The sequence below is a fragment of the Pseudomonas sp. NPDC087814 genome (assembly GCF_044742865.1).
Taxonomy (GTDB): Bacteria; Pseudomonadota; Gammaproteobacteria; order Pseudomonadales; family Pseudomonadaceae; genus Aquipseudomonas.
Window position 1 is genome coordinate 5,527 of sequence record NZ_JBIUVK010000002.1, and the last position, 26,378, is coordinate 31,904.

Consider the following 26,378-nt stretch of genomic DNA (forward strand, 5'->3'; position numbering starts at 1 on the left):
GTGGGGGGGGGTGGTCTTGGCCCCGGGGGGGGGCCCCCCCCCCCCCAAAACCGGGGGGCCCCCCCCCCCCCCCCGGGGCCCCCCCCCCCCCCCCCACAACCAGTCCTTACTCAAGCGTTCGCATTTGGCGAACGCTCGTTGCCAACTGACGGTTGGATTTCTACTGCCTGCGTCCTCTAGCCTTGGCCCCACATTCCAAGAACAAGAGGTACACCCCATGACGGCTCCCCTGAGCGGTATCAAGGTGATCGAGATCGGCACCCTGATTGCCGCGCCCTTCGCCGCCCGACTGATGGCCGAGTTTGGCGCCGAGGTGATCAAGATCGAAGCCATGGGGCAGGGCGATCCGCTTCGCAAATGGCGAAAGCTGCACGAAGGCACGTCGCTGTGGTGGTACCTGCAATCGCGTAACAAGAAGTCCCTGGCCCTGGACCTCAAGTCGGCAGAAGGCCTGGACCTGGTCAAGCAATTGCTGGGCGATGCCGACGTGCTGATCGAAAACCTGCGCCCCGGCGGCCTGGAAAAACTCGGCCTGGGCTGGGACGTGCTGCACGCCCTCAACCCCAAGCTGACCCTGGTGCGCATCTCCGGCTACGGCCAGACCGGCCCTTACCGCGACCGCCCGGGCTTCGGTGCCATCGGCGAGGCCATGGGCGGGATTCGCTACACCACTGGCAACCCGGATTCACCACCGGCGCGGGTCGGCGTGAGCCTCGGTGATTCCCTGGCGTCGCTGCACGGTGTGATCGGCGCGCTGATGTCGCTGCTGCGGGTCAAGACCGGCCAGGGCGACGGCCAGATTGTCGACGTGTCCCTGGCCGAAAGCGTGTTTAACCTGATGGAAAGCCTGGTGCCGGAATACGACATGCTCGGCCATGTGCGCGAACGCAGCGGCGGCGCCTTGCCCGGCATCGCACCGTCCAACACCTACCTGACCGCCGATGGCGCCTATGTGGTGATCGCCGGCAACAGCGACCCGATCTACAAGCGCCTGATGCTCGCCATCGGCCGCGCCGACCTGGCCGAAGCGCCGGAGTTTGCCCACAACGATGGCCGCGCTGCCAAGAGCGGCCTGCTGGACGCCGCCATCACCCACTGGACCAGCAGCCTGCCCATCGACCAGGTGCTCAGTGCCCTGGAAGCCGCCGAAGTACCGGCGGGGCGCATCTATTCAGTGGCCGATATCGTCGCCGATCCGCACTACCAGGCCCGCGACATGCTGCTCAGCGCCGACCTGCCCGGCGGCCTCACGGTGAAGATGCCCGGTATCGTGCCCAAACTGTCGGAAACCCCCGGCGCGGTGAATTGGCAGGGCCCGAGCCTGGGCCAGCACACTGATTCAATCCTCGGCGACCTGGGCCTGAGCGGGGCCGATATTCATCGCCTGAAAACCTCGGGAGTGGTGCAATGAAAAGCTATTCCGATGCCTTGATCGTGCAGGAAGTCTCGCCTCGGGACGGCCTGCAAATCGAGCCGACCTGGGTCGAGACGGTCGACAAGATCGCGTTGATTGACCAACTGTCCCTGGCGGGTTTTTCCCGGATCGAAGCCGGTTCGTTTGTTTCACCCAAGGCCATTCCTGCATTGCGCGATGGTGAGCAGGTGTTCCAAGGCATCACCCGCCGCCCCGGGATTATCTACGTGGCGTTGATCCCCAATCTCAAGGGCGCCCAGCGCGCCGTCGAGTCCCGGGCCGATGAGTTGAACCTGGTGATGTCCGCCAGCCAGACCCACAACCTGGCGAATATGCGCATGCGCTGCGAGACCTCGTTGGCGGCGTTCGGAGACATCGTGAGTTTTGCTGCCGATTATCCGGTGCGCCTCAACGGCAGCATCGCTACCACTTTTGGTTGCCCGTTCGAGGGCAAGATCGATGAGGACCGCGTGCTGCAATTGGTCGACGCCTACCGCGAGCTGGGCATCCAGGGCATCAGCCTGGCCGACACCACCGGCATGGCCAATCCGCGTCAGGTCGAGCGCCTGGTCAAGCGTGTGCTCGAATGTGTTCCGGCGAGCGACCTGACCCTGCATTTCCACAACACCCGCGGCCTGGGTTTGTGCAATGTGCTGGCCGCCTACGAGGCCGGTGCGCGGCGGTTTGATGCGGCATTGGGCGGCCTCGGCGGTTGCCCGTTTGCGCCCGGCGCGTCGGGCAATATCTGCACTGAAGACCTGGTCAACCTGTGTGATGAAGTCGGGATCCACACCGGCATCGACCTGCCGCACCTGCTGAAAATGTCGCGGCAACTGCCGGCCTTGCTGGGCCATGAGTTGCCGGGCCAGGTGGCCAAGGCCGGGCGCAATTGCGACCTGCATCCGCCACCGGCCTACATCGCCACCTTGTAAGCCGTAACCAGACAACAAAAACAATCGGACGCCTGCGAGCAGTCCGCTGGAGAGAATCGATGAGCCTTAATACGTTGGAGGCCGGCGTGCGCCCGGCCGCTGAACACGATGCCGAAAAAGCCCTGGTCAGCAAGGTCGCCTGGCGCCTGATGCCGCTGATCATGGTCTGCTACCTGTTCGCGTTTTTTGACCGCATCAACATCAGCTTCGCCAAGTTCCAGCTACAGGCCGACCTGAGCCTGAGTGACACTGCCTATGGTCTCGGCGCCGGGCTGTTTGTGGTGGGCTATGTGATCTTTGAAGTGCCGAGCAACATGATGCTGTACAAGGTCGGCGCCCGCCGCTGGATCGCTCGCATCATGATGTCGTGGGGGCTGGCGACGGCCGCTATGGTGTTCGTCACGGCCGAATGGCAGTTCTACGGCCTGCGTTTCATCATCGGTGCGATGGAGGCCGGGTTTGCCCCGGGCGTGCTGTATTACCTGACGTTGTGGTTCCCGCAGCACTACCGTGGGCGCATCACCTCGATGCTGTTCCTGGCGTCGGCGTTTGCCGGGCTGGTGGGCGCGCCGTTCTCCGGGCTGGTGCTGGAACACCTCGACGGTGTGCTGCAAATGCGCGGCTGGCACTGGTTGTTCTTGCTCGGTGGCTTGCCCTGTGTGGGCCTGGGGTTCCTGGTGCTCAAGCTGCTCAAGGACCGTATCGAGGATGCCCACTGGCTGACCTCGGCGGAGAAGACGTTGCTGGCCAGCCGCATTGCCGTGCATGAACCCCACAAGAGCGGCGGCTCATTGCTGGCAGCATTGCGTATCCCAGGCTTCCTGATGCTGGGTTTTATCTACTTCCTGATCCAGGTGGCGTCCTACGGGTTGAACTTCTGGGCGCCGCAACTGATCCGCAGCGCCGGCACCCAGAGCCCGGTGATGATCGGCTTGCTGACGGCGATTCCCTACGTCTGCGGCGCCATTAGCATGGTGGTGATCGGACGCTTGTCCGACGCCACCGGCGAACGTCGCAAGTTCGTCAGCGGCCTGGTGGCGCTGGGGGCGGTGGGGTTCTTCTGTGCCGGGATCTTTGCCGATCACACCACGTTCCTGATCGTCGCCCTGAGCTTGCTGGGCGCGGGGATCATCGCTTCGATCCCGACGTTCTGGACGCTGCCGCCGAAGTTGTTGGCCGGTGCCGGCGCGGGCGCTGCTGGCGGGATCGCGGTGATCAACACGTTGGGCCAGTTCGGCGGCATCGTCAGCCCGGTGATGGTCGGCCGGATCAAGGACCTCACCGGCAGCACCACGCCGGCGCTGTATGTCATCGGCGTGTGTGCGTTGCTGGCGGCGGCGCTGTTGCTGTGGGGCTTGCCTCAGAAGCTGCGCACCCTCGACAAGCGCTGATCAGCCGGCGGTCACCAGCGAGCGGGTGGGTGCGGCACTGAATTGAATCAGGGCCACACCGCCAATCAACATCAGCGCCCCGATCAACCGGGGCGCGGTCAATTGGCGTTCCACCAGCCCGAACAAGCCGAAGTGGTCCAGCATCAACGAGGCGACGATTTGCCCGGCCATCGCCAGGGCGATAAACCCCGAGGCGCCGAGCTTGGGCATCAGGATCAACGCCAGCGAAATGAAGCACACGCCGAACGCGCCGCCGCTCCACATCCACAGCGGCGCCTTGGTGATAAAACCCAGGTTGGGCAGCGGCAGGCGCAGGGCCAGGATCACCGGCAGCAGCACGATGATGCTCACCAGCAGCGAGGCCAGGGTGGCCCACAGCGGATGCCCCAGGCCGCGTCCCAGGTTGGCGTTTATCGCGCTTTGAAACGGCACCACTGCCCCGGCAAACGCGGCCAACAGCAACAAACCTACCCAATGCAACGTCGTCATGATCAATCTCCCAGAGGTTTTGCTGGACTCTAGGCTATTCGTCGCGCAAATTTAAATTCCAAGTTCTTATGCAGAACATGCAGCTGATGAATGATCTACGACGCATCGACCTTAACCTGCTGGTGATCCTTGATGCCTTGCTCAGCGAGCAACACGTGACCCGTGCCGCCGAGCGCCTGCACCTGAGCCAGCCGGCGGTGAGCCACGCGCTGGCGCGGTTGCGGGACTTGCTCGGAGACGCGTTGCTGGTGCGCCAGGGCAGCTCGCTGGTGCCCACTGCTCGTGCTCTGGAACTGGCCATGCCGCTGGCGGAAGCGCTGGCCCAGGTACAGGCGCTGCTGGAGCCCAATCGTTTTGATCCGGCGTCGGCCAAGCGCACCTTCCGGGTCGCCATGTCGGACTACAGTGCGGCGATTTTCTTGCCGGGGCTGGTGCGCACCTTGCGCCGGGAAGCGCCGGGGATTGATTTGCAGATTATCCAGGCCAGTCGCGAAGGCATGCTTGACGGTGTGCTCAATGGCGATATCGACCTGGCGGCCGGGGTGTTTCCCGACATGCCTGCCGAGCTGCGCAGCACGCCGCTGTTTGAAGAGCATTACGTGTGCCTGGTGGACCGCGACAGCCTGCCGGCAAGCGGTGTACTCGACCTGCCCACCTATCTGGCGCGGCCCCACGTATTGCTGGAAATGCGTGGCAGCGGCACCCCGGAAATCGAACGGGCGCTGACGGCGATTCGTGAGCGCCGGCACGTGTCTATCAGCTTGCCTCATTGGGGTGTTGCGCCGCAGTTGATCCAGGGCACGGACCTGATTCTTACCGTGTCGTCTCGCGGGCTGCTGAACATTGATCACGAACAGTTGTTGGCGGTGCCGCCGCCGTTTCACATTCCGTCGTTTGCGTTTGTGCTGGCGTGGCATTCGCGGCGGGGTGGGGACGCGGCGTTGCAGTGGTTGAATGGGCAGGTGCAGGTTGTGATACAGGGTTGATCGGCGTTACCAACTGTTCGGTGGTTGGCGCCGTGTGTGAAATATTCGAAGAACCTGTAACCGTCCCTCGCGAATACGATATGGCACGAGATAGGGCCAGCGTGGCATCACCCACTCACGTGTACCAGGAACGCGTCCTTCTCGACCCATCGCCGGAAACTCAGCAACATGCTCAAGCCCCGTCCGGATGGCCTGAACAAACTCATAAGCCGCTTTGGGGTTTTCCTGGGCGATGAAAGCTGCTTCATCATCAAGATTTTTGAGTGCTGCCTTCAGCCACTCAACGCGCATTGGCACGCCATTTGTTTGCCACTGCGTCTACTTCGGCGGCAGTTGCAAAGTCACCCGCATCGGCTTCTTTCAACGCCTTTTGAATTTCCTCGATTTGCCATGCTTCACGCGTCAGGTATTCGCGTAACGCATCGACGGCGAGGAACGATTTGCTGCGCCCGGTGGCCTTGGCAAGGCTGGCGAGTGTTTCGGAGATGTCTTCAGGTAGACGTAATGACATGACCGACATAAGTGCCTCGATGTAGTGATGTGTAATACAACATACTACATTGTCACCGTTGCATCGTTGTGTCCCGTTCGTCAGGACTGCTCCTCAGTAAGACCTGACGACCGTTCGTCGCACTAACAAGTTTTTTCTAAACCTTTACCGCCCTGAAAATTCAGATTCAGAGCGGGGCTCGTTTCCCTGCACCTGTTTATTACCTGGAGGAACCCATCATGAGCCGCATGGCTATCCGGTTACGCACCGCCAGTTTCGCGATGCTGCTGGGCCTCGGCGCCAGCAATGCTTTCGCCCAGTCGCCTGCCGATTTCATCGAGCAGGCTTCGGCCAAGGGCATGGCCGATATCGAGACCAGCCGCATGGCACACGCCAAGACTTCGTCCCAGGAGATCAAGGACTACACCATCGAAGTCATCAATGAACGCACCCTGGCCAATCAGCACCTGGCGGCCATCGCCAAGAAGCTCGACTTGCCGGTGGCCCCACGGGACAAGATTGTCGACAAGGCCGAATCGCTGATGCCCGAGCTCAAGGACGGCGACTCCTTTGACGCCGCCTACACCGCCCAGCAGATCAAGGCCAACGAAGACGCGATCGCCTTGTTCAAGCAGGAGGGCGCCGAGTCCGATATCCCGGAAATAAAGGCTTTGGTGGATGAGACCTTGCCCAAGTTGGAAGAGCGCCTGGAGAAAGCCCGGGCGCTGGCGTCGACGTACGGTAAGGGTCACCAGGGCGACGGTTGATTGCCTTGAGTACCCCATGAAAAACGGTGGCTGGAGTGATCCAGCCGCCGTTTTTTTATGCCTGGTTCAGGTCCGTCTTGGACCGGCCATTGTCATCCGTTGTTTCGGTAACCAGCGTCGTCACAGTGATGGTTTCACTGTCGCCGATGGTCTTGTATTCCTTGCGCAGTTTCTCCAGTTCCTTGCGGTCCAGGCCGTCCAGGCTCAATACGGCGTTTTGTGCATCTTTGGTGGCGCGCAGCAACTCGTCAATCTTGATATGCAAAATATCGTTGTCGCGGTTTTGCGTGTTCTGGATCAGGAACACCATCAGGAAGGTGATGATGGTGGTGGAGGTGTTGATGATCAACTGCCATGTGTCGTTGTAGTGGAAATAGGGCCCGCTCAGACTCCACAGGAGGATCAATCCCACCGCCGCGTAGAACGTGCGGGCGCTGCCTGCCCAGCGGGACAGGGATTGTGAGATGGCGGAGAATTTCATGACCGTTTTCCTATAAGGGTGGGTGATGAAAATACTGACCGCAGGCGCGCTCTGAAATTTCTTTTTACAATTGAGGATCTGAACAAAGTTGTACGTTTTCCTGCTGGGGGTCAGCCGTGATCCTCCAGCGCCAGCAGATACTGCTTGGCCTCAAGCCCGCCGGCGAACCCGGTCAAGCCACCCGACGCACCAATCACCCGATGGCACGGCGCAACAATCGAAATCGGATTGCGCCCGTTGGCGGCGCCGACGGCACGCACGGCCTTGGGGTTGCCTATCTGCGCAGCGATCTGGCTGTAGCTGCGGGTCTCTCCGAACGGGATGGTCAACAGCGCCTGCCAGACTTTCTTCTGGAAGTCGGTGCCGGCGAAGTCCAGTTCCAGCTCGAAACGATTGCGGGCACCGGCGAAGTACTCCTTCAACTGTCGCTCGGTCTCCAGCAGTACCGGGCTGTTGCTGGCTTCTTGCAGGGCACCCAGGCGAACGCGATTGGGCCGCTCTTTTTCCCAGAGGATGGCGGTGAGTTTTCCGTCACGGGCCACGAGGGTCAGTTGGCCGACGGGGGAAGGCATGTATTTGTATTCGTAGGACATGGTCGGGCTCCTTGAGTGGGTATGGCTCTACTGTAGATGGGCCGGCCCAGGGTGGAACTACGTTTCTTGCGGTCGAATTCGCGAACGACTTAGAAGTTCCAGTAAACCCAATCGGCGTAATACGGATACCAATAAAACCACGAGAACCAGTACAGCGCCTTGAGTACCGATGCCGTGCCAATGACAAAAAATGAAGCGATGTTGAGCAGCATGATGATCACGGCAAATAGGGTTACACGCCGACTGGCGTGCAGTTGGGCAAACCGGGCGCCATAAACGGAGGCCGTGATGGACGCCAGCACCAACACGAGTCCCAGCGCAAAGGGCAGCCTGAGGAACGAGAGCAGCAGAGGAGCGATCAGCACCCAGCCCAGTACCTTGCGCAGTACGGGGCTGGGCGTGCGGTGTGAGGGAGGGAGCATTGCGCGGTTCCTTGAAGTGCTGTTACCGGTCCTGTTGCAATACCTTGAGGGCAGCAGACGCAAGAAAGCCCGAACGGCTTTTTTCTTCCGGATGATGCAGGACGTATTCGTCAATGCGGTTCAGCAGGTAGCCGGGCAACGTGATATTGAGTTTCTGTGCCTTGCCCAGGTACTTGGTCACATCAATATCCACCACCGCCCACGTGCAGCCGGCATATTGCGGGTTGGCGGCATGGAGGGTGACTTTCTGTGCTGTAGGAATGGGCGCACCGTCTTCTGCGAGGATCTCGAAGTGGCCTTCGATCGCTTCGCGGGCCATGGCCATGGCGTCGTCCAGATCATCTCCAGCTGAGAAGCAACCGGGAATGTCCGGGACTTCCACACCCCAGGCATGATCCTCGTCACCGGTTGAAATTGCGATTGGGTACAGCATGTTTGTTGTCCTCCACGAACGTGTTAGCTGAGCAGAGCTTGTTTCAAAATGCTCTTTGCGGTCTTGTCCAGCAGGTCCTTTTTAGGATGGGGAATCGTCACGAGCCCCGGCTTTGTCGGGTGCTTGAAATGATGATGGCTGCCTCTGACTCGCACCAGATACCAGCCATCCGCAACGATGTGACCTATCAAATATCGGCTGTCCACAGCACCTCCTTGTGGTGTGTGTTGGTGGAGACTATAACCACTGAAAATAAATTATCAACACTCTACCTACCAGCGGTCGATGACCGGTGTTTCTGTAGGGCGCGTATGTAGTGTATGAGCGCATGGGGACGGTGCCCGACGGAGGTATTGCGAGGTTTTTCGAGAGAACAATCAGGCTTTCTGACGAGCCTGCAGCAACTCATCAATTACCGTGAGAAATGCCGTGACCATCAAGCTGCTTGCGCCGCTGCGCGTAAGAACGAGCAGCCGTGCATACGCTTCCGCGTCCACCAACGGCCGATACGTCACGCCCTTGTTCATCAAACTCTGCGTACATTCCGGCACCAGCGCCACACCTTGTCCCGCCGCCACCAGTGCAATGATCGAGGTAATTTGCCGTCCCGACGGCCCGGCCCTTAGTGGCAAACCTTTGTGCCGATAAAGCTGCTCAATGGACTGGTTAAGCCCCGAGCCATAATCGGCTGGGAACAGAATCAACGGGTACCCACTCAACTGCGCCAGGCTGACCTCGGCCTGGTTGGCCAACGGGCTGTCGCTGGACACCGCCGCCACCAGCCGCTCCTCACCCAACGACAACGCTTGCACCTCAGTCTGACCGTCCTGGGGCAGTAACCGGCTCAGGCCGATATCCAGGCGGCCATCAGCCACCTGTGCGCCCAGGCTGCCGGAGGCGCATTCCACCAGCGTCAGTTGCACATCGGGAAAGCGTTGGGCGAAGGCTTGAATCGCTTGGCTGAACAAGTCCGACAGGGCTATCGAGCTGACGTAACCCAGCGCCAGTTGCCCGGCGGCACCCGCCGCCAGTTTGCCCGCGATGACTTCAGCGAGGTCGACCTGCTCCAGCACCGCCCGTGCGTAGGGCAGGAACGCGCGCCCCTGGGGAGTGAGCGAAACCGTGCGACTGGTGCGGTCGAACAGGCGAAATCCCAGCTCAGTCTCCAGCGCGGAAATCTGCCGGGTCAACGGCGGCTGGGCCAGGTGCAGGCGAATGGCCGCTCGGCCGAAGTGCAATTCTTCGGCGACGGTCAGAAAGTAACGCAGCTTGCGTAGGTCGAGCATCCTGGCCCCAGGGTATTGATCGGTTCGAAATCGGTATTGGTCTCGGGTGTGCGGGTCATTCTATAAAGGCCTCAGATAATAAAACGAGAGGTTTCATGAAACCGCGCCTGCATTGTGCCCGTCTTGCCCTGTTCCTGTGTGGCTGCGCGGCGTTTCTCAACCTCTACGCCACCCAGAGCATTTTGCAGACCCTTGCCGCCAACTTTGAAGTGAGCGCCAGGGCGGCCGGTTGGAGCATTACCGTCACCACCTTGGCGGTAGCGCTGACCGCGCCCTTTGTCAGCCGCCTGACCGGGCGTTTTGAGCAACGCACGGTGATCTCGGCGGCCTCGCTGTTGCTGGCGTTGCCGGCTTTGATGACTGCCTATGCCAGCAGCTTTGCCGAACTGCTGGTGTGGCGCTTTATCGAAGGCATGCTGATCCCCGTGGTGTTCGCCACCAGCGTGGCCTACATCGGTGATCGCTGGCGCGGCGGCACCGTCACCGAAGTCACCAGCCTCTACGTGGCCGGCACCGTGCTCGGCGGGTTTGCCGGGCGCTTCGTCACCGGCGTGATGACCGAGTACGTCGGCTGGCGCGAAGCCTTTGAACTGTTGGCAGTGTTGAGCCTGATGGTGGGCGGATTTATCCAGTTCCTGCTGCCGGGCAATCCGCCCCGAGTCGCACGACCTTCAACCACCTGGGCCGACGTGCTCGGCACGCCGTTGCTGGCAGCCTACGCCGTAGGATTTTGCGTGCTGTTCTCCCAAGTGGCGACGTTTACCTACGCTGGCCTTTACCTCAGCCAGGCCCCGTTCGACCTTGGCCCGGCGGCGCTGGGCACGATCTACATGGTGTTCCTGCTGGCCCTGGTGGTCATTCCCGTTGCCGGGCGCCTGAGCAAATCCCGCCCGCAATCCGAACTGCTGACGGCGGCTGCGGTGCTTGGCGTTTGTGGCTCGGGCCTGACCTTGCTGCCATCCCTGTGGTGCATCGTGCTGGGCCTGGCCCTCAGCTCCACGGGCGTGTTCCTCGCCCAGGCCGCGGCCAGCGCCTTTACCACTGCCACCGCCCGCCACAACAAGGCCGGCGCCGTGGGCCTGTACCTCACCTGCTATTACCTGGGCGGCAGCTTCGGCGCCATCGTCCCGGCGCTGATCTGGGGGCGTTGGGGTTGGGTGGGGTGTGTGGCGCTGATCATCGGTTTCCAGCTACTGTCGTTGCTGATCGCCCTGGCGGGCTGGAAGCCCCTCCAACCTGAACTGAGCAAGACCTCATGAACGATGCCGTTGCCCTGCCGGTACCCGAGACTTCCGCCCGTCGCCGCTCGTTGATCGCCGGCTGCAGCGCCCACGCGATTCACGATGGCCTGACCGATGTGATCTACGTGCTGCTGCCGATCTGGCAAGCGCAGTTCGGCATGACCTACGCCCAGGTCGGCCTGCTGCGCGGTGCCTATTCCGGGATGATGGCGGTGTTTCAGCTGATGGCCAGTCGCGCCGCCAAACGCTGGGGACGCACGCCGATGCTGGTGGGCGGCACGGCGCTTGCCGGTGTTGCCTATCTGTTGGTGGGGCAGGCGACCGGGTTGGGCATGTTGTTGCTGGCGCTGCTGTTGGGCGGGCTGGGGGCGAGTACCCAGCATCCGCTGGCTTCTTCGATGATCACCGACACCTACGAGAACGGTGGTGGGGTCAAGGAAGCGCTGTCTCAATACAACTTCTCCGGAGACATTGGCAAAACCCTGGTTCCCGGGCTGGTCGGCCTGTTGCTGACCGTCATCAGCTGGCGCGCGAGCGTCACGCTTCTTGGAATGCTGGGATTGGCCGCGGCGGGGTTGCTGTGGTGGCTGATCCCAACGCAGGCAGCGGCGCCCACTTCCGGGAAAACCGCCAGGACACTGGTAGGAAGCGGCTCCGTCAGCGGCCTGCGTGCGCTGATCGTCACGGGCACACTCGACAGTGCCGTGCGCATGGGCTTTCTCACGTTTCTGCCCTTTCTTCTGCAAGCTAAAGGCGCCGGCACTGCGGGCATCGGTCTCGCGCTGACCATGCTGTTTATCGGCGGCGCCTTCGGCAAATTGCTCTGCGGCTACCTCGGCGCACGCATCGGCATGATGAAAACCGTGTGGCTGACGGAGAGCAGCACGGCGGTGTTGATCGTTGCGGCGGTGTACCTGCCGTTGAGCGGGTTGATGGTGATGTTGCCGGTGTTGGGGCTGGCATTGAATGGCACGTCGTCGGTGCTTTACGGCGCGGTCCCGGACCTGGCCGGCGCGGGTAAACGCGAGCAGGCGTTTGCCGTGTTCTACACCGGCACCATCGGCGGTGGCGCGTTGGCGCCGGTTCTGTTTGGCGGGCTGGGGGACTTGATGGGCGTGCCGGTGGCGGTGATGGTGCTGGCCGGGATGTTGTTGCTGACGTTGCCGTTGGCGTGGGTGGTGCAGCGGGGCTGCTCACTCAAATAATCGAATGATTGGCGACATGCCCCGGCTGTGCTTGCAGATCGATACCCAGTGCGTGAAGCACCTTGAGTACCGTTTCGAAGCGGGGCTTTGCTCCAGGGGCAAATGCCTTGTACAGACTCTCACGGCCCATGCCGGTATCGGTCGCGACCCGCGCCATCCCGCGAGCTTTGGCCACGTACCCGACGGCCCTGAGGAACTCCTCGTTATCGCCGTCGGCCAGAACTTGAGAAAGGTATTCGCTGATGGCTTCATCACTGTCGAGCAGTGCCGCCATATCAAATGTCGTCAGTGTTTGGCTCATGATCAAACTTCCTTTGCCAGTTTTTTTGCTCGCCGGATGTCGGCGTCTTGTGAGGATTTGTCGCCACCGGCCAGCAAGACGATGACGGTTCTTCCTCGCTGCGTGAAATACACTCGATAACCCAGACCGATATCTACGCGCATTTCCGAGACACCATTGCCTACCGTCTTTATATCGCCCAGATTGCCAGCAGATGCGCGATCGATGCGCCGGGCGATGGCGATTTTTGCGCGTAAATCACGTATTGCTGAATGCCAGGTAATGAAGGTCTGCGTTTGCTGGACTAGATAGTTCACGGATTTTCACTGTATCCATATGGATACTTGCTGGCAATAGGCATGAGCACGTGCGCGCGGCGCGGTTAGGCGCAGGAGAATGATGTGAGTAAGGCTAAGGATTCAAATGGTCTCTTGTTGCGAGCGATTGCAGTGTCGAAGTCTCTTGCAGTTGCTGGCGCCTAATCCATCAAGGATGCGATCCGCTGCGCATCCTCCGGCGTCGCCGGGTTGTACACCACCATATTCAGATCCTTGCGCCCATCGACCGCAAACACCGAATACTCAAATTCGATCGGCCCCAACACCGAATGGCGTATCCGCTTGATGCGATCACCATGGGCGCCCTGAACATCGTTTTCGCTCCACATCGCCTTAAATTCAGGGCTGCGTCGACACAGTTCATCCACCAGCGGCTGCACCTGCTCCGCCGCGCCTGAGCGCGCCGTATCAATCCTGAAAGCCCCCAACACAAACCGCGCCACGCTTTCCCAGTCGTATTGGGCCGCGCGGGAATTGGGATCAAGGAACATGAACCGCAGGATATTTCGCTGTTCCGGCGCCTGGGATCCGTAGTCCATCAACATCACCGTCGCCGCCTGGTTCCAGGCCACCACGTCCCAGGTCGCCGTACGCAGGATCGCGGCGCTGGGGTTCAAGGCATCCAGTACCCGTTGCAGGCGTGGCGTCACCGTTTCGTTTTGCTGATAGCGCACTTCGGGTGGGCGTCCGAAGGCCAGCAGGAACAGATGCTCGCGTTCGATATCGGTCAACATCAGCGCATGGGCAATCCGCTCCAGCACTTCCACCGACGGCGCGCCGCCACGGCCCTGTTCGAGCCAGGTGTACCAGGTAGGGCTGATGTTCGCGCGTTGGGCCACCTCTTCGCGGCGCAAACCTGGCGTACGCCGTCGTGCCGATGAGAAGCCGAATGCCGCCGGATCAAGCCGGGTACGTCGGTCTTTCAGATAGCTGCCCAACTGGTTTGCGCTCATAGCCTGTTAGCCTCTATACCCTGATAACTTCACTACTTTACCCGTATAGGGCAAGCGCACAGATTAGTCTCTGAATACACACGGAGATACGGTTCATGCGCATATTTATAACGGGTGCCAGCGGATTTATCGGGTCGGCTGTCGTCAAGGAACTGATCTCGGCGGGCCATCAGGTGCTGGGGTTGTGCCGCTCGGATGACAAGGTGGCAGCGCTGGAGGCCGCCGGGGCTCAGGTACATCGTGGGTCGCTTGAGGACCTGGGAAGCCTCAAGTCTGGTGTTGCCCAGGCGGATGGCGTGATTCACCTGGCGTTCAATCACGACTTCTCGAAATTCGTCGCGAACTGCGAGGACGACCGCCGGGTTATCCAGGCGCTGGGAGAGGCACTTGCCGGGTCGGATCGACCGCTGATCATTACCTCCGGTGTCGGAATTGCGAGCACCGTGCCGGGGCAGTTGGCGACGGAGGATGGTGCGGTGGTTACCTCAGCGCAAATTCCTCGTGCAGCGTCGGAAGAAGCGGCTAACGCTGTAGCCGCGACGGGGGTGAATGTGTCGGTGATGCGTTTGCCTCAAGTACACGACACCGTCAGGCAGGGGCTGGTTAGCCCGGTGATCGAGTTGTATCGCGAGAAGGGCGTTTGCGCTTACATCGCCGACGGGAAAAACCGTTGGCCGGCGGCACATATTCTGGATGTGGCTCGGCTCTACAGGCTGGCGATTGAAAAGGCCGAGCCGGGCACGAGGTATCACGCGGTGGCGGAGGAGGGTGTGTCGCAAAGGGAGATTGCCGAGGTGTTGGGGACTCGGCTAGGGTTGCCGGTTAAATCCATTTCGGCGCAAGAGGCTCAGGGGTTTTTTGGTTGGTTGGCAAGGTTTACCGCTCACGATATGCCTGCATCCAGTGCGATCACGCGCAAGAAGTTGGGATGGGAACCGGTGGGGCCGGGGTTGCTTGCGGATCTTGCGCAGTTGGAGGGAACTGAAGGCTGAAGCGCGGATTGGCCTGAATATTTGAACCTTGCTCCATTGCCTACACAACCATCAGAATCGTCCCGGTTGTACGCCTTGGGCAACCTCTTTAAGGTTCGTCAGCCGCTGCCCATCAGCGGTCGGGTTTAGTAGCCCGGTGAAGTTTTGGCGTACGGCTGTTCTATCGGTCAGGCATCTTATTGCCTGTGCCTAATGGTAGCTGTGCGCAGGGCGTCTTCGGTCGCGCCGGTTCTGAAACTTCCCGGTCTACTAACCTGCGTACAGCTGCCACCCTATCTCCGTAGTACTGGGTGGTGGTCCTTCTTGAGGATCAACAGATGTGTACTGACTCGTATAACTCACCCGTAAGAATCTTCAGCGTACGTCCCGAAATCGGCACCGATGCATTGCTCGCCAACGCTTACGAAACCATTGCCGGCGCTGGCGCAATGACCAACGAATTTGCCGATAACCTGCCAGATAAGCATCGCAGTCTGGCCTTGGCGATTCAGCAAATGATTGAACTGGGGCTTTTACTGGTAGAAGCCGTGCAGGACCGAGTGGATCGGGTTTCTTGATTCTGTAAAAGGCTTTCCCTTCCAGGCCGCACATACCAAGGGAAGGGCAGCCCTCCAATATTTTTTTCTCTTTCGGCAGTAAGGCGCATTACATTGATTCGACACCCGCAACAGCTATCGGATCTGCTGGCGTTGGAGTTGGGGCTTTGACGAATAATTGGTGACGGTGATGCACGCATTTAAAGTGTTTGGCGCTAGAGTTATCGCGGTGTCGGTAGTGGCCATCGGAGCGATTTTTAACGGTGGAAATGCCTTTGCCCTGGATGCCACAAAACCCCCAGGCGACAACCTGTCCAACCTGAGCCGTGCCTACGTGCTTCAGGATTTCAATGCGCAAGGTCAGGCAGAAGAAATCGCGATCGGCGAAAATCTTCAGAACGCCTATTTCTACACAAACTGTTATCGCACATCGGGATGCCATCAAGGCGTGCCTGAAGGAGCGCTGGTATTCAACACACCCTCGGGTCTTGACGCGACGCCCAACAGTCACTACCCCCGTGTTGAGCTGCGGGCAAAAAGAGAGTTCACCGCAGGTGGGGTGTTTGATAATACCCAGTCCGGCGAGCTTTATGTGGTGCAAAATCCAAGCACAAAATCGATCATTTTTGCCCAGATACATGGCGACAAGGCGGGAGGTTCGGAGCTGCTGAAGCTTCGCTGGGAAGGTGGCTCGATCATCGCCGGGACCAAAACGCGCTATGGGCAGAAGGAGCAACGGACAGTATTGCTGAAGGGGCTCGAGCTTAACGACAAGCTGAATTACAAGATTGAGGTCAAGGGCTCCGAGGGTGGCATGGTGCTGCTGGTTTCGGCTGCGGCGAATGGCAGGCAGGCCAGCCGGGAATTCGATATTTCGCCATCGGGTTGGCAGGGCATCAATCTGTATTTCAAGGCCGGGAATTACAACCAGACCGCTGAGCAGGACGGCCGGGCAGCTATTGTTGCGTACACCTCCCTGGATGTGGGTTACCAGTAGCAGTGTGCGCCGGTTCAGAGACTCCCCGGCCCAGCAACCTGCGTACAGTTTCACCCTATCTGCGTAGTACTGCGTTAGTAATGCCGAGTAAAAAGATTCGTTCCCCCTCTCCCCATTAGCGTCCGACGTCGTTGTAAGACACTTCTCGTTGTTCGCGCCTCCATTGAAGTTCTCCACGGTGATTGCCTATGTTTGATGGCATCAAACCAAGGAGGAATGACCATGCCTCGAAGTGCCTTAGCAGAAGATGGATATCTGCATTACATGCCTCGTGTGAGCCAGACTCATTGCGTCGAAGAGCTCGCAGAATTACGTCGAGAGTTTGAACAGTTGGAGCCGGATGAGTACGCCCCGCCTGGAGTAAACAGGTTTCGACGGTATGGCAACGGAGTCATTCTTCCCTGGCAAGACACGCATGAAGGCCACTGGTTGCCAATCGTCAAAGATGGGGCAGGCCACGGACGCGCAGGTTACGACCAAGGCGGTAACAATCCGGATCACGCAAATATTCGCTACTTTCACGCGTTGAGTGATGCGGTAAAAAACAATCGCGTACTACTCGACCTGATCGATGAAGATTTTTCCCTGACGTTCTGGCAGCATCCTGGCCAGCCCCTTCCTATCTATTTTGGGGTGCATTTTGTAAAACTCACGTCCGCGAGTTCGGATCAGCCAGGTATAAGCTCACCGAACTTTTTTCACCAGGATGGAGAGCCCTTCACGTTTGCGCACTTGATCTACCGTTCTTCGAACATGACGGGTGGCATCAATTTTATTGGGCATCCGGAAATTCGAAACATGCTGTTTGAGGACGCGCGGGCAAGTCAGATTTTGGCGGAGTTTACCCTTTCACAGCCTCTCGATAGTTTTGTCGTTCATGATCCGAAGGTTTCGCATTACATAAGCCCGATCAAGAAACTTGACGACGCCTCTCCCGGAGTCTGTGAGCGTTGTATTGTTTTGGTTGATTTCTCGCCAACCATTCAGAGGATATGACGGTGCAGGCGTTGAGCTCGATATTACCCATCTTGATTGCGTTGGGAATAGGCTATCTATCGAGCAAACTCTTGCTCCCGGATAAAGTTGTTGCCCGATTGGTCAGTCTGATCAGCCCTTTGGTTTGGGGGCTACTTTTTCTGATAGGCACTGAGTTCGGCGAAGTGGTTTCTTCGCTGGATGCGGTTGGGTATGTGCTCAAGACATCTTCGCTTGTCGCGGTCGCAACAACAGTGGTGCCTTGCATGCTGCTGCTGGGCTTGGCGGCTTTGAGAGGGGCTGGACGAGAACCAGGCAGGGTTGCCAGTTTCGATATGCATGGCGCTGCTGCTCCTCTGAAAGAGTGCTTTATTGCGCTGCTGATGGTGGCCTTGGGCGTGTTGTTCACATATGCAGAATCAACCGTTGCAAGCTTGTGGCTTCCACCCAGCAACGTGATGTTAATGGTACTGATCTTCTTGGTGGGACTCGACTTGTCGAGCATCAAGTTAGGTCGTGACTGGATCTCATGGGGCGTTCTATGCGTTCCGATTGCCGTGGTCATTGGCTCAATATTGGGAGCCTATGCGGTTCATTTCATCACTGGCGAAGATATCCGTTTGCTCCTGGCACTCTCGACGGGATTTGGATGGTTCACGCTATCCAGCGTCCTGGTCGGAGGGCTGTCCGGAGAAGTTCATGGCGCTACGGCATTGCTCGCAGACCTGGGGCGCGAACTGATCGCGATCGCTTTACTGTACCTGGTCGGTGGCTTCCACCCAAAGGTCGGTATTGCCGCCGCTGGGGCAACCGCTCTGGACTCGACGTTACCGATCGTGCGCCAAACCTGCCACTGCGACACGCTGCCTACCGCTCTCATGAGTGGTTTGATTCTGACGGTGTTAGCGCCCTTTTTTATAACCTTCTTTCTGACCGCATGACGTGACCTCTTACTGGAGGAAATCATGACTCCACGATTTTCAGGAGAAAAACCGAGTCTGCAACCATCAGCATTTAAAAGTCTCACGCTCGGCCCGATGCTTGCCGCGTTTGAACAGCTGCTGATGTGTATCAAAACTCAGCCCAAGGCGTTGATCCCGGTGGCTATGTTCCTGTCGCTGACGGGGCCTGTCCGGGCGGAGCCAACGATTATGGAAAATGTGCGTGGTTATACCGTGAGTGGAGGCGGTCTGATGCGTTTTGATGCGTTGGCCTTTGATGCGTCGGGCAAAGTGATTTGCGTCGGTATGGCGGCCGATCTTGCTGGCAAGCATGCATTGGCGACGCGCATCGATGGTAAGGGTGCGTCCCTCTTGCCTGGGTTGACCGATGCGCACGGCCATATCAAATGGCTTGGAGAGTCCCTTCGAAGCATTGCTTTACGGGGCTCTCCAACACTGGTTGATACGCAGGAAAGGCTTCGGGTATTCGCTGCAGCGCGCCCCGGCGCCCGTTGGCTGACTGGCTCAGGCTGGAACCACGTTACCTGGAAGTTGGGGCGTTTTCCGACGGCTGCCGAAATTGATAAGGTCGTTGTCGATCGACCAGTGTGGCTAATTCGGGTGGATGCCCATGCCGGATGGGCTAATACCAAGGCGATGCAACTGGCGGGTATTACTAAGGACACGCCTGATCCGAAAGGCGGACGTATCGAACGGGATGCAGAAGGTAACCCGACAGGTGTATTTATCGACGCCGCTATGGGGCTGGTCGCGGATATTATTCCGCTGCCTGACGAGCAGGAGCGAGAGGTCGCGTTGCATGCTGCATTGGAGCATCTCAATGCACAAGGACTGACATCTGTGCACGATGCAGGTGCTGATAGGCAGATGATCAAGACGATGCGCGGTTTTGCCGATCGCGGCCGGCTTCCGTTACGTGTCTACTCGATGATCAACGGTGCGGGGGATGATTTCGCGGTGTTGTCCCAGGACGGCCCTTTGATCGGCTATGGCGATGATCGTCTTACCATTCGTAGCGTCAAGCTTTATGCCGATGGCGCTTTGGGAAGCCGTGGTGCGGCGCTGTTTGAGCCATACACCGACGACCCAACCAACAAGGGGCTGCTTTTTGAAAGCCGGCAGGAGATGAAGCACAAGATTGAGTCGGTACTGAAAGCCGGCTTTCAAGCTAATGTGCATGGCATCGGTGATGCTGCCATCAAGCAGGTCATGGATAGCTTTGAACAGACCTACGCCACAGTCGGTGGGCGCGCCTTGCGTAACAGGATCGAGCATGCGCAGGTGGTTGATGTGGAGCAGATACCGCGCTTTATCGATCTAGGGCTGATTGCATCGATGCAGCCTACACATGCTACCAGCGACATGAATATGGCTGAGGACAGGGTGGGTGTCGAACGGATCAAGGGGGCTTATGCCTGGCGCACTCTGCTTAACCAGGGAACGAAAATTGCGGCAGGGTCAGACTTCCCAGTCGAATCTGCCAATCCGTTCTACGGCATACATGCTGCCGTGACTCGCTCGGATCATGAGGGCAACCCCTTGGCTGGATGGCACCCTGAGCAGGCCATGACCCTCTTCGAGGCTTTCCGTGCGTTTACGCTGGATGCAGCTTATGCAGCCCATCAAGAAGCTACCCAAGGCAGCATTGAGCCCGGAAAGTGGGCCGATTTTATCCTGGTTGATCAGGACATTTTTGCCGTCAGCCCGGCAGACATCTGGAGGACACGCGTCCTGCAGACTTGGGTTGGCGGGAAGAAGGTCTATCAGGCGATTGAATGAGCCCGGTTCGACCGTTTAATTTCCAAATCCCACCCATAAAAAAACCGGACACCAAGGACCGGTTTTTTTACACATCCCCCGTCAAAACCAGCCTGACGCAGGAGCAAAATCTGAGTGGAGCGGGTAGAGGGAATCGAACCCTCATCTAAAGCTTGGGAAGCTTTCGTTCTACCACTAAACTATACCCGCTCAGAGCGGCTGACTTTGTACCAGATGTGCTCGCGGATTTGAAGTTTTTCTTCGAAAATTCTGTGTTTTACGTGCCAACGGTCGATCGTGGGCAGGCGGCCCCCCTGGGAAATCCGGCCCGCCCACAACCCCACCGCTCATACGGCAAACGCATGCTGTGGCTGTGACGCGTGGTACCGCAACCGGTTTGGCTGCTGCTCCGGTCTCAAAAAGCCCATCAACGCCTCCCGGCTATCCCGGCACGCGGCCTTGTGTTCCATATCCAGAAAGTGCCCGGTCGCCTGAATCGTGCCGAAGCTGCTTTTCGCAATATGTTGCCCAAACAGCTTGGCATCCTGGGCACTGGTGTACTCGTCCCATTCGCCGTTCAAGAACAACACCGGTATATCAATCTGCTTAGCGGCCTTGAGGTAGCACAGCCGGTCGCTGTTGAGCACGTGGCTGATGTGAAAGTGCATCTGCCCATACTCGTGCTCGGCCAGGCTGCTCACGTGTTTGTGATTGAAGCGTTTGAACAGCGACGGCAGGTGTTTGCCGATGGTGCTGTTGACCAGGTGGCCCACGCGGTCGCGGTCGAGGTTGCCGAGGTAGTCGACACCGCGCTCCAGGTAGTCGCGCATCGGGGCGTTGATCACCGGGGAGAACGAGCTGATCACGGCCTTTTCCACACGGCGCGGGCGATGGGCGAGGGCGACGAGGGTCGCGGCGCCGCCCCAGGAAAAGGACAGTACGTGTTCGGCGGCGAAGTGGTCGATGAGTTCCAGAAGGATCTGGCCCTCGACTTCTTTCGTCAGCATATGCTCGTGGCGGTTGTGGATTTTGGAGCGGCCAGCGTAGGGCTGGTCATACAAAACCACGTTGAACGTCGGGTGCAGGCTTTTCACGGTCTGGGCGAAAGACGCAGTGGTGGCCATTGAGCCGTTGACCAGGATGATGGTCTTGGCTGCTGCGTCCGCGCGATAGAACTCCGTGTAAACCCGATACTGACCCTGTATATCCAGCACAGCGATTTCTGGCCTCATGTCGTAAGACTCCTGGCAAGCGGGTAATGCGCGCAGATCACTCTGCACGAGCTTTGTGACAGGTAGGCATACGCCTGGAAGTGAGGGCCCATGTCGATCCGGTACTGGCTGGCCGACGGGTGTTGTTATGGCGGGCAATTTGCCGTGAGAGGCCCGCAGGTCAAGCGTGCGGACGGGCAAAGTGTTTCTTGTAGGTAGGGGTGACTCGCCAGTCAGATTGCGGCTGGCTGGGTTGATTCAAGCATCAGGGATGCCAGTTCGCCAGTCGATGGCGTGGGTTTTTGCCATCATCGGCTGAACGGTCATCAGACCTGTTGGATTTCAGCCTCTGTAAGCGCCCGGTAATGGCCTGGCGCAAGGGCTGCGTCCAACTCCAGCGGTCCCATGCGTTCGCGGTGCAGGCGTATCACTTTGTTGTCGAAGTGCCCGAACATGCGCTTCACCTGGTGATAACGCCCTTCAATGATGCTCAGGCGCGCCGTTCTGGGGCCCAATAGTTCCAGTTCCGCCGGTTGGGTGGTGAGGTCTTCAAAGGCGAAGTACAGGCCGGCGGCGAAAGTGGCCGTGTATTGCGGGCCGATGTCCTGCTCGGTCTCGACGTAGTACACCTTGGGCAACTTGGTTTGCGGCTGGGTCAGGCGGCGCGACCACTGGCCGTCGTTGGTAATCAGCATCAGGCCGGTGGTGTTGAAATCCAGACGACCGGCGATGTGCAGCTCGTGCTTGTCCGGTTCATCCAGCAGGTCGAGCACCGTGGGGTGTTGCGGGTCGGACGTGGCGCTGACGCAGCCCTGGGGTTTGTGCAGCATGAAGTAACGCGCGGGTTTGCCGGCTTGCAGCACTTCGCCATCCAGCAACACACGGCTGAACTCGCTTACCGGGTGGTGCGGATCGCTGATGGCCTGGCCGTCGACGCTGATCCGCCGCTCCACCAGCAACAGGCGAACCTGTTTACGGTTGAAACGGGGCAGGTTGCTGAGGAAACGATCTACGCGCATTACGACCGCTCGTTGCCGCGCAGTTGTTCGTCCACCTGGGCACAACGCGGGCACAGGCAGGCTTTATTGCGCAGTTCCGCCGGCAAGGCTTCGAGCACTGCGGGGTCGATGCTGACGGAATAGCACCAGCACGCCTGGTCGGCAGTGCGCGGGTCGGCCAGGGCGCAATCGTTGCGGGCGCCGCAGGCGGGGCAGAGGGTTGGCGTGGTCATCGGTCGGTTCAGGCTGTATCGGACAAAGTCCCGGTGAAACCCGGTGTGCCTTGCACGATACAGCCCCGCCGCGTTATTGCAAATCACGCTCCAGCACCACCACCCGTTGGCCTGCACCGATGCCGCTGCCGGGCTGCACCGGAATTTCCCGCACGGTGCCGGCGAACGGTGCGACTACCGGGATTTCCATTTTCATCGACTCCAGGATCACCAGCACATCTCCCGCCGCCACGCGTTCGCCAGCGCTGACCTGCACTTGCCAGAGATTGCCGGCGATGTGGCTGTCGATGCTGTATTCGTTGGCCTGCAAGGGCGTGTCTGCGCCCTGTGGTGCGGCGAGTTCCTCGCTGTCGAAATGCGCCTGGCCGCTGGCGATCCAGCGTTCGCGTTCGGCGTTGAACGCGCGCTGCTGTTGCCCGCGAAACGCGCCGATGCTTTCGGCTTCCTGCGCGAGAAAGGCCTGGTAATCCGTCAGGTTCAACTGGCTGTGTTCGATGTTCAGTTCAAACCGCCCAAGGGGGAAATCCCGGCGAATCTGCACCAGCTCATCGGCGCTCACCGGGTAAAAGCGGATCTGGTCGAAGAAGCGCAGCAACCAGGGTTTGCCATCGAACGCGGCCACTTCCCGGTAGCGGTTCCACATCTGCAAGGTACGCCCGACGAACTGATAACCGCCGGGGCCTTCCATGCCGTAGACGCACAGGTAGGCGCCACCGATGCCCACGGAGTTTTCGGCGGTCCAGGTGCGTGCCGGGTTGTACTTGGTGGTGACCAGGCGGTGACGCGGGTCCAGCGGCGTGGCCACGGGCGCGCCGAGGTAGACGTCGCCCAGGCCCATCACCAGGTAGCTGGCATCGAACACGGTGTGGCGCACTTCGTCGAGGTTGGCCAGGTCGTTGATGCGGCGGATGAACTCCAGGTTGCTCGGGCACCACGGGGCATCCTTGCGCACGGTGGTCATGTATTTTTCGATCGCCAGTTGGCAGGCCGGGTCGTCCCAGGACAGTGGCAGGTGGACGATGCGCGACGGCACTTGCAGGTTTTGGCTGGCGCAGACGGCGTGCCATTCGGCGGTGATCAGCGCCAGGAGGTCGGCGAGGGTAAGTTGTTCGGGCTGGTAGTGGATTTGCAGGGAGCGGATGCCGGGTGTCAGGTCGATGACGCCGTGCAGGGCTTGTGCTTCGAGGGCTTGCATCAGGGCGTGGGCGCGAAAGCGCAACACCAGGTCGAGTTCCGGGGCGCCGATTTCCAGGAGCAGGTGGGTGTCGCCGGCGAGGCGGGCGACGAGGCGGGTGTCGGCCTGGCCGATGTCCAGAACAACAGGCGACCTGATCATTCCCACGCTCTGCGTGGGAATGCATCCTGTGACGCTCTGCGTCATTGCGTCGACAGCGGGACGCGGAGCGTCCCAGGCGGCATTCCCACGCAGAGCGTGGGAACGATCCCAGTTCAAGGCGAGGTCTCGGGCGGTCTTGATGTCGACGGGGGTGAAGCAGATTTTGTCACCCGCCTTGAGCTGGCCCAACTGCCACAAGTCCGCCTCGATCACCGTCACCGGGCATACAAACCCACCCAGGCTCGGGCCATCGGGGCCGAGGATCACCGGCATGTCCCCGGTAAAATCCACCGCACCGATCGCATAGGGATTGTCGTGAATATTCGACGGATGCAACCCCGCCTCACCGCCATCCGTACGCGCCCACAGAGGCTTCGGCCCGATCAACCTCACACCCGTGCGGCTGGAGTTGAAATGCACTTCCCACTGGGTGGCAAAGAACGTCTCGATGTACTCGGGCTTGAAGTATTCCGGCGCGCCGTGGGGGCCGTAGATCACCCGCAGTGTTCGCACCTCGCCAAGCGGTTCAGGCACTAGCGTATTGCCGCAACTGAGATCCTCCAACGGCAGTAAGTGCAACACATCACCCGCCCGCAACGCCCGCCCGCCATGCCCACCAAACTGGCCAAGGGTGAAGGTACTTTTGCTTCCCAGATAATCCGGAACCTGCAGCCCGCCGCGCACGCAAAGGTAGCTGCGAGCACCGGCCCCGGCGATGGTGCCCAGGCTCAAGGTTGCGCCCGCCGGGATCAGCAACGCGGTGTTCATCGGTACCGCTTCATGATTCAAGCGCAGCACAATGTCTGCACCCGTCACCGCCACCACCGCCGCACAATTGAAGCGCAGCAACGGCCCGCTCATGGTGATTTCCAGTGCAGCGGTGCCCTCGGCATTGCCCAGCAGGCGATTGCCCAGGCGCAGCGCGCGACTGTCCATCGGCCCCGACGGCGGCACGCCTACGGCCCAGTAACCGAGGCGCCCCGGATAGTCCTGCACACTGGTTTGCGTGCCGGCGCTGAGCACTTCAAACGTGTTGGCGTGGTACACCAAATCTTCAAGGCAGCGCGTCCACGGATGGCCACTGGCGAACGGTGTAGCGAGCAGAATCTGGCGCAGATAATCGCGGTTGGTTTCCACGCCGTACAGTTGGCTGTTGCTCAGGGCTTGATGCAAATCCAGGCGTGCCTGTTCGCGGGTGGGCGCCCAGGTGATGAGCTTGGCGATCATCGGGTCGAAGTAGGGCGGAATCTCGCAACCGGCCTCCACCCACGTGTCGATGCGCAGGCCTTCTGCGACCGGGAAGTCCACATACGTCAAAAGCCCCGGGCTTGGCTGAAACTCCCGGCCCGGATCTTCGGCGTACAGGCGTGCCTGAATCGCGTGGCCGTGAGGCTTCAGTTGCAGTTCCCGCAATGGCGGCATTTCCCCGGCGGCCAATTGCACCATCCAGCGCACCAGGTCCACGCCCCACACTTGCTCGGTGACGCCATGTTCCACCTGCAACCGGGTGTTCACTTCCAGAAAATAGAAGCGGCCATCGGCGCTATCAAAGATAAATTCCACGGTGCCGGCGCTGCGGTAATTCACTGCCTTGGCCAGGGTGATGGCGGCACGGCACAGCTCATCCGCCATGCCGTCGGGCAGGTTCGGCGCCGGGGTTTCTTCAAGCACTTTCTGGTTGCGCCGCTGCACCGAACAGTCGCGCACGCCGAGGGCGATCACCTCGCCGCAGCCGTCACCAAATACCTGCACTTCCAGGTGCCGGGCGTGCTGGATGTACTTCTCGATAAACACACCGGCATCGCTGAAATTGTTCTGGCCCAGGCGTTTCACCGCCTCGAAACAGTCGCGCAATTCATCGGCGCTGTGGCACACGCGCATGCCGATCCCGCCACCACCGGCGGTGCTTTTAAGCATGATCGGATAGCCCACGGTTTCCCCGGCCAGTAGTGCGGCGTCGAGGCTGTTGAGCAGCTCGGTGCCTTCGAGCAGCGGGATGTTGTGCTGCCTGGCCAACGCGCGCGCGGTGTGCTTGAGGCCGAATACCCGCAGCTGTTCCGGCGTCGGGCCGACGAAGGCGATGCCTGCTGTTTCGCAGGCTTCGGCGAAGGCGGCGTTTTCCGATAGAAAGCCATAGCCGGGATGAATCGCGGTGGCGCCACACGCCTTGGCCGTGGCGAGGATTTTCTCCACCGACAAATAGGTGCCGGCCGCCGCGCCTTCGCCCAGGCTGTAGGCCTCATCCGCTTGCTGGATATGCAGGCTCGCGGCATCGGCTTCGGAATACACCGCCACGCCCTTGACCGAAAGCTCACGCAAGGTGCGCAGGATGCGGTAGGCGATGGCGCCACGGTTGGCGATCAACAGTTTTTCGAACATGGCAAAACCCCGCAGGCCGATGAGTACTCGGCCTTGTCCTGGGATGCGGGCCGTCCCGCAAATGTGGATGGCGCTGCGGTCGTCCGCAGCGCAAATTTCAACACCAATGGAGATCAACTGTGGGAGCCGGGCTTGCCCGCGATGGCGGAGGATCAGTCACCCCATATGTTGGCTGATCCACCGCTATCGCAGGCAAGCCAGCTCCTACAGGTCATCTTCCACAGTTGATCTTCAGCGTTTTCGCAGGCACTGCCCGGCGCGGGCCTGGCACAGGGCGAACAACCACTGGCGCAACCGCTT

General features: G+C 59.9%; 29 protein-coding genes and 1 tRNA gene. 13 read left to right on the forward strand and 17 right to left on the reverse strand.

Features of this window, described 5'->3' with window-relative positions; all coding sequences use genetic code 11:
• The first annotated feature begins 217 nt into the window (after positions 1-217).
• The 3 genes from ACIOMR_RS01990 to ACIOMR_RS02000 are packed head-to-tail and all read left to right on the forward strand — an operon-like array spanning position 218 to position 3,737.
• Positions 218-1,411, forward strand: a complete 1,194-nt coding sequence (locus tag ACIOMR_RS01990; protein ID WP_401191921.1) for a CaiB/BaiF CoA transferase family protein — start codon at positions 218-220, stop codon at positions 1,409-1,411.
• Positions 1,408-2,346, forward strand: a complete 939-nt coding sequence (locus tag ACIOMR_RS01995) for a hydroxymethylglutaryl-CoA lyase (protein WP_401191923.1) — start codon at positions 1,408-1,410, stop codon at positions 2,344-2,346. The genes ACIOMR_RS01990 and ACIOMR_RS01995 overlap by 4 nt, the downstream gene beginning before the upstream one ends.
• A 59-nt stretch (positions 2,347-2,405) precedes the next feature.
• Positions 2,406-3,737 carry an MFS transporter gene (locus ACIOMR_RS02000; protein ID WP_177050449.1) on the forward strand — a complete coding sequence of 444 codons (1,332 nt, stop codon included), beginning with the start codon at positions 2,406-2,408 and terminating at the stop codon, positions 3,735-3,737.
• On the opposite strand, the gene ACIOMR_RS02005 is transcribed toward ACIOMR_RS02000, so the two are convergent.
• Positions 3,738-4,226: a DMT family transporter gene (locus ACIOMR_RS02005; RefSeq protein ID WP_003212086.1), complete on the reverse strand. Its 489-nt coding sequence runs from the start codon at positions 4,224-4,226 to the stop codon at positions 3,738-3,740.
• Positions 4,227-4,303: 77 nt separating this feature from the next.
• Between ACIOMR_RS02005 and ACIOMR_RS02010 the strand changes: the two genes are divergently transcribed.
• On the forward strand, positions 4,304-5,212 hold the full coding sequence (locus ACIOMR_RS02010) for a LysR family transcriptional regulator (protein WP_374707361.1): 909 nt from the start codon (positions 4,304-4,306) through the stop codon (positions 5,210-5,212).
• Positions 5,213-5,218: 6 nt separating this feature from the next.
• On the opposite strand, the gene ACIOMR_RS02015 is transcribed toward ACIOMR_RS02010, so the two are convergent.
• Both ACIOMR_RS02015 and ACIOMR_RS02020 read right to left on the reverse strand, forming a co-directional pair.
• On the reverse strand, positions 5,219-5,503 hold the full coding sequence (locus tag ACIOMR_RS02015; protein WP_008437803.1) for a type II toxin-antitoxin system RelE/ParE family toxin: 285 nt from the start codon (positions 5,501-5,503) through the stop codon (positions 5,219-5,221).
• Complete coding sequence (locus ACIOMR_RS02020) at positions 5,493-5,732, reverse strand: CopG family ribbon-helix-helix protein (RefSeq protein ID WP_008437804.1); 240 nt, start codon at positions 5,730-5,732, stop codon at positions 5,493-5,495. The genes ACIOMR_RS02015 and ACIOMR_RS02020 overlap by 11 nt, the downstream gene beginning before the upstream one ends.
• Positions 5,733-5,941: 209 nt before the next feature.
• On the opposite strand from ACIOMR_RS02020, the gene ACIOMR_RS02025 reads away from it, so the two are divergent.
• Positions 5,942-6,469: a DUF4142 domain-containing protein gene (locus ACIOMR_RS02025; protein WP_003212082.1), complete on the forward strand. Its 528-nt coding sequence runs from the start codon at positions 5,942-5,944 to the stop codon at positions 6,467-6,469.
• A gap of 55 nt (positions 6,470-6,524) precedes the next feature.
• Here the strand turns inward: ACIOMR_RS02025 and ACIOMR_RS02030 are convergent, their stop codons facing one another.
• From ACIOMR_RS02030 to ACIOMR_RS02055, 6 genes are all read right to left on the reverse strand, one after another.
• Complete coding sequence (locus tag ACIOMR_RS02030) at positions 6,525-6,950, reverse strand: low affinity iron permease family protein (protein WP_003212079.1); 426 nt, start codon at positions 6,948-6,950, stop codon at positions 6,525-6,527.
• Between the two features lie 110 nt (positions 6,951-7,060).
• Positions 7,061-7,543: a methylated-DNA--[protein]-cysteine S-methyltransferase gene (locus ACIOMR_RS02035; protein WP_003212078.1), complete on the reverse strand. Its 483-nt coding sequence runs from the start codon at positions 7,541-7,543 to the stop codon at positions 7,061-7,063.
• An 89-nt stretch (positions 7,544-7,632) separates the two neighbouring features.
• Positions 7,633-7,965 (reverse strand): hypothetical protein, encoded by a 333-nt coding sequence (locus ACIOMR_RS02040; RefSeq protein ID WP_401191930.1) that lies wholly within the window; start codon positions 7,963-7,965, stop codon positions 7,633-7,635.
• Between the two features lie 22 nt (positions 7,966-7,987).
• Positions 7,988-8,398, reverse strand: a complete 411-nt coding sequence (locus ACIOMR_RS02045; protein WP_003212074.1) for a type II toxin-antitoxin system HicB family antitoxin — start codon at positions 8,396-8,398, stop codon at positions 7,988-7,990.
• 23 nt (positions 8,399-8,421) lie between these two features.
• Positions 8,422-8,604, reverse strand: a complete 183-nt coding sequence (locus tag ACIOMR_RS02050; RefSeq protein WP_159962176.1) for a type II toxin-antitoxin system HicA family toxin — start codon at positions 8,602-8,604, stop codon at positions 8,422-8,424.
• Positions 8,605-8,775: 171 nt separating this feature from the next.
• Entirely contained in the window at positions 8,776-9,684 is a 909-nt protein-coding gene (locus tag ACIOMR_RS02055; protein WP_087692622.1) for a LysR family transcriptional regulator, read from the reverse strand.
• Between the two features lie 95 nt (positions 9,685-9,779).
• Here ACIOMR_RS02055 and ACIOMR_RS02060 point away from each other — a divergent pair, with 95 nt between their 5' ends.
• On the forward strand, positions 9,780-10,943 hold the full coding sequence (locus ACIOMR_RS02060) for an MFS transporter (protein ID WP_102368280.1): 1,164 nt from the start codon (positions 9,780-9,782) through the stop codon (positions 10,941-10,943).
• Positions 10,940-12,130, forward strand: coding sequence for an MFS transporter (locus ACIOMR_RS02065; protein WP_401191935.1), 1,191 nt, complete (start codon positions 10,940-10,942; stop codon positions 12,128-12,130). Before ACIOMR_RS02060 ends, ACIOMR_RS02065 begins: the two co-directional genes overlap by 4 nt.
• Here ACIOMR_RS02065 and ACIOMR_RS02070 read toward each other — a convergent pair.
• From ACIOMR_RS02070 to ACIOMR_RS02080, 3 genes are all read right to left on the reverse strand, one after another.
• On the reverse strand, positions 12,123-12,431 hold the full coding sequence (locus tag ACIOMR_RS02070; RefSeq protein ID WP_003212064.1) for an addiction module antidote protein: 309 nt from the start codon (positions 12,429-12,431) through the stop codon (positions 12,123-12,125). The two genes, ACIOMR_RS02065 and ACIOMR_RS02070, sit on opposite strands and share 8 nt — an antisense overlap.
• Positions 12,432-12,433: 2 nt before the next feature.
• Positions 12,434-12,727 carry a type II toxin-antitoxin system RelE/ParE family toxin gene (locus ACIOMR_RS02075; protein WP_063032679.1) on the reverse strand — a complete coding sequence of 98 codons (294 nt, stop codon included), beginning with the start codon at positions 12,725-12,727 and terminating at the stop codon, positions 12,434-12,436.
• Positions 12,728-12,888: 161 nt separating this feature from the next.
• Complete coding sequence (locus ACIOMR_RS02080) at positions 12,889-13,701, reverse strand: helix-turn-helix transcriptional regulator (protein WP_008437810.1); 813 nt, start codon at positions 13,699-13,701, stop codon at positions 12,889-12,891.
• Positions 13,702-13,796: 95 nt separating this feature from the next.
• Here ACIOMR_RS02080 and ACIOMR_RS02085 point away from each other — a divergent pair, with 95 nt between their 5' ends.
• The 6 genes from ACIOMR_RS02085 to ACIOMR_RS02110 all read left to right on the forward strand — a co-directional run bounded on the left by ACIOMR_RS02085 (position 13,797) and on the right by ACIOMR_RS02110 (position 19,942).
• Positions 13,797-14,693: an SDR family oxidoreductase gene (locus ACIOMR_RS02085; RefSeq protein WP_401191939.1), complete on the forward strand. Its 897-nt coding sequence runs from the start codon at positions 13,797-13,799 to the stop codon at positions 14,691-14,693.
• Positions 14,694-15,010: 317 nt separating this feature from the next.
• Positions 15,011-15,250, forward strand: a complete 240-nt coding sequence (locus tag ACIOMR_RS02090; RefSeq protein WP_003212057.1) for a DUF6124 family protein — start codon at positions 15,011-15,013, stop codon at positions 15,248-15,250.
• Between the two features lie 169 nt (positions 15,251-15,419).
• A complete protein-coding gene (locus tag ACIOMR_RS02095; RefSeq protein ID WP_401192200.1) occupies positions 15,420-16,226 on the forward strand; it encodes a polysaccharide lyase family 7 protein in 807 nt (268 codons plus the stop codon).
• 222 nt (positions 16,227-16,448) lie between these two features.
• Positions 16,449-17,222: a 2OG-Fe dioxygenase family protein gene (locus tag ACIOMR_RS02100; protein ID WP_177123089.1), complete on the forward strand. Its 774-nt coding sequence runs from the start codon at positions 16,449-16,451 to the stop codon at positions 17,220-17,222.
• Positions 17,219-18,142, forward strand: a complete 924-nt coding sequence (locus tag ACIOMR_RS02105; RefSeq protein ID WP_043225584.1) for a lysine exporter LysO family protein — start codon at positions 17,219-17,221, stop codon at positions 18,140-18,142. The genes ACIOMR_RS02100 and ACIOMR_RS02105 overlap by 4 nt, the downstream gene beginning before the upstream one ends.
• 24 nt (positions 18,143-18,166) lie before the next feature.
• Positions 18,167-19,942 carry an amidohydrolase gene (locus tag ACIOMR_RS02110; RefSeq protein WP_401191942.1) on the forward strand — a complete coding sequence of 592 codons (1,776 nt, stop codon included), beginning with the start codon at positions 18,167-18,169 and terminating at the stop codon, positions 19,940-19,942.
• Positions 19,943-20,057: 115 nt separating this feature from the next.
• On the opposite strand, the gene ACIOMR_RS02115 is transcribed toward ACIOMR_RS02110, so the two are convergent.
• The 5 genes from ACIOMR_RS02115 to uca form a co-directional block, all read right to left on the reverse strand.
• Positions 20,058-20,131: transfer RNA gene (locus ACIOMR_RS02115), tRNA-Gly, on the reverse strand.
• A 137-nt stretch (positions 20,132-20,268) separates the two neighbouring features.
• Complete coding sequence (locus ACIOMR_RS02120; protein WP_401191945.1) at positions 20,269-21,153, reverse strand: alpha/beta fold hydrolase; 885 nt, start codon at positions 21,151-21,153, stop codon at positions 20,269-20,271.
• A 305-nt stretch (positions 21,154-21,458) separates the two neighbouring features.
• Positions 21,459-22,151 (reverse strand): pseudouridine synthase, encoded by a 693-nt coding sequence (locus ACIOMR_RS02125; protein ID WP_177066742.1) that lies wholly within the window; start codon positions 22,149-22,151, stop codon positions 21,459-21,461.
• A complete protein-coding gene (locus ACIOMR_RS02130; RefSeq protein ID WP_003212042.1) occupies positions 22,151-22,363 on the reverse strand; it encodes a cysteine-rich CWC family protein in 213 nt (70 codons plus the stop codon). The genes ACIOMR_RS02125 and ACIOMR_RS02130 overlap by 1 nt, the downstream gene beginning before the upstream one ends.
• 73 nt (positions 22,364-22,436) lie before the next feature.
• On the reverse strand, positions 22,437-26,078 hold the full coding sequence (gene uca, locus ACIOMR_RS02135; RefSeq protein ID WP_401191948.1) for an urea carboxylase: 3,642 nt from the start codon (positions 26,076-26,078) through the stop codon (positions 22,437-22,439).
• Between the last annotated feature and the right edge of the window lie 300 nt (positions 26,079-26,378).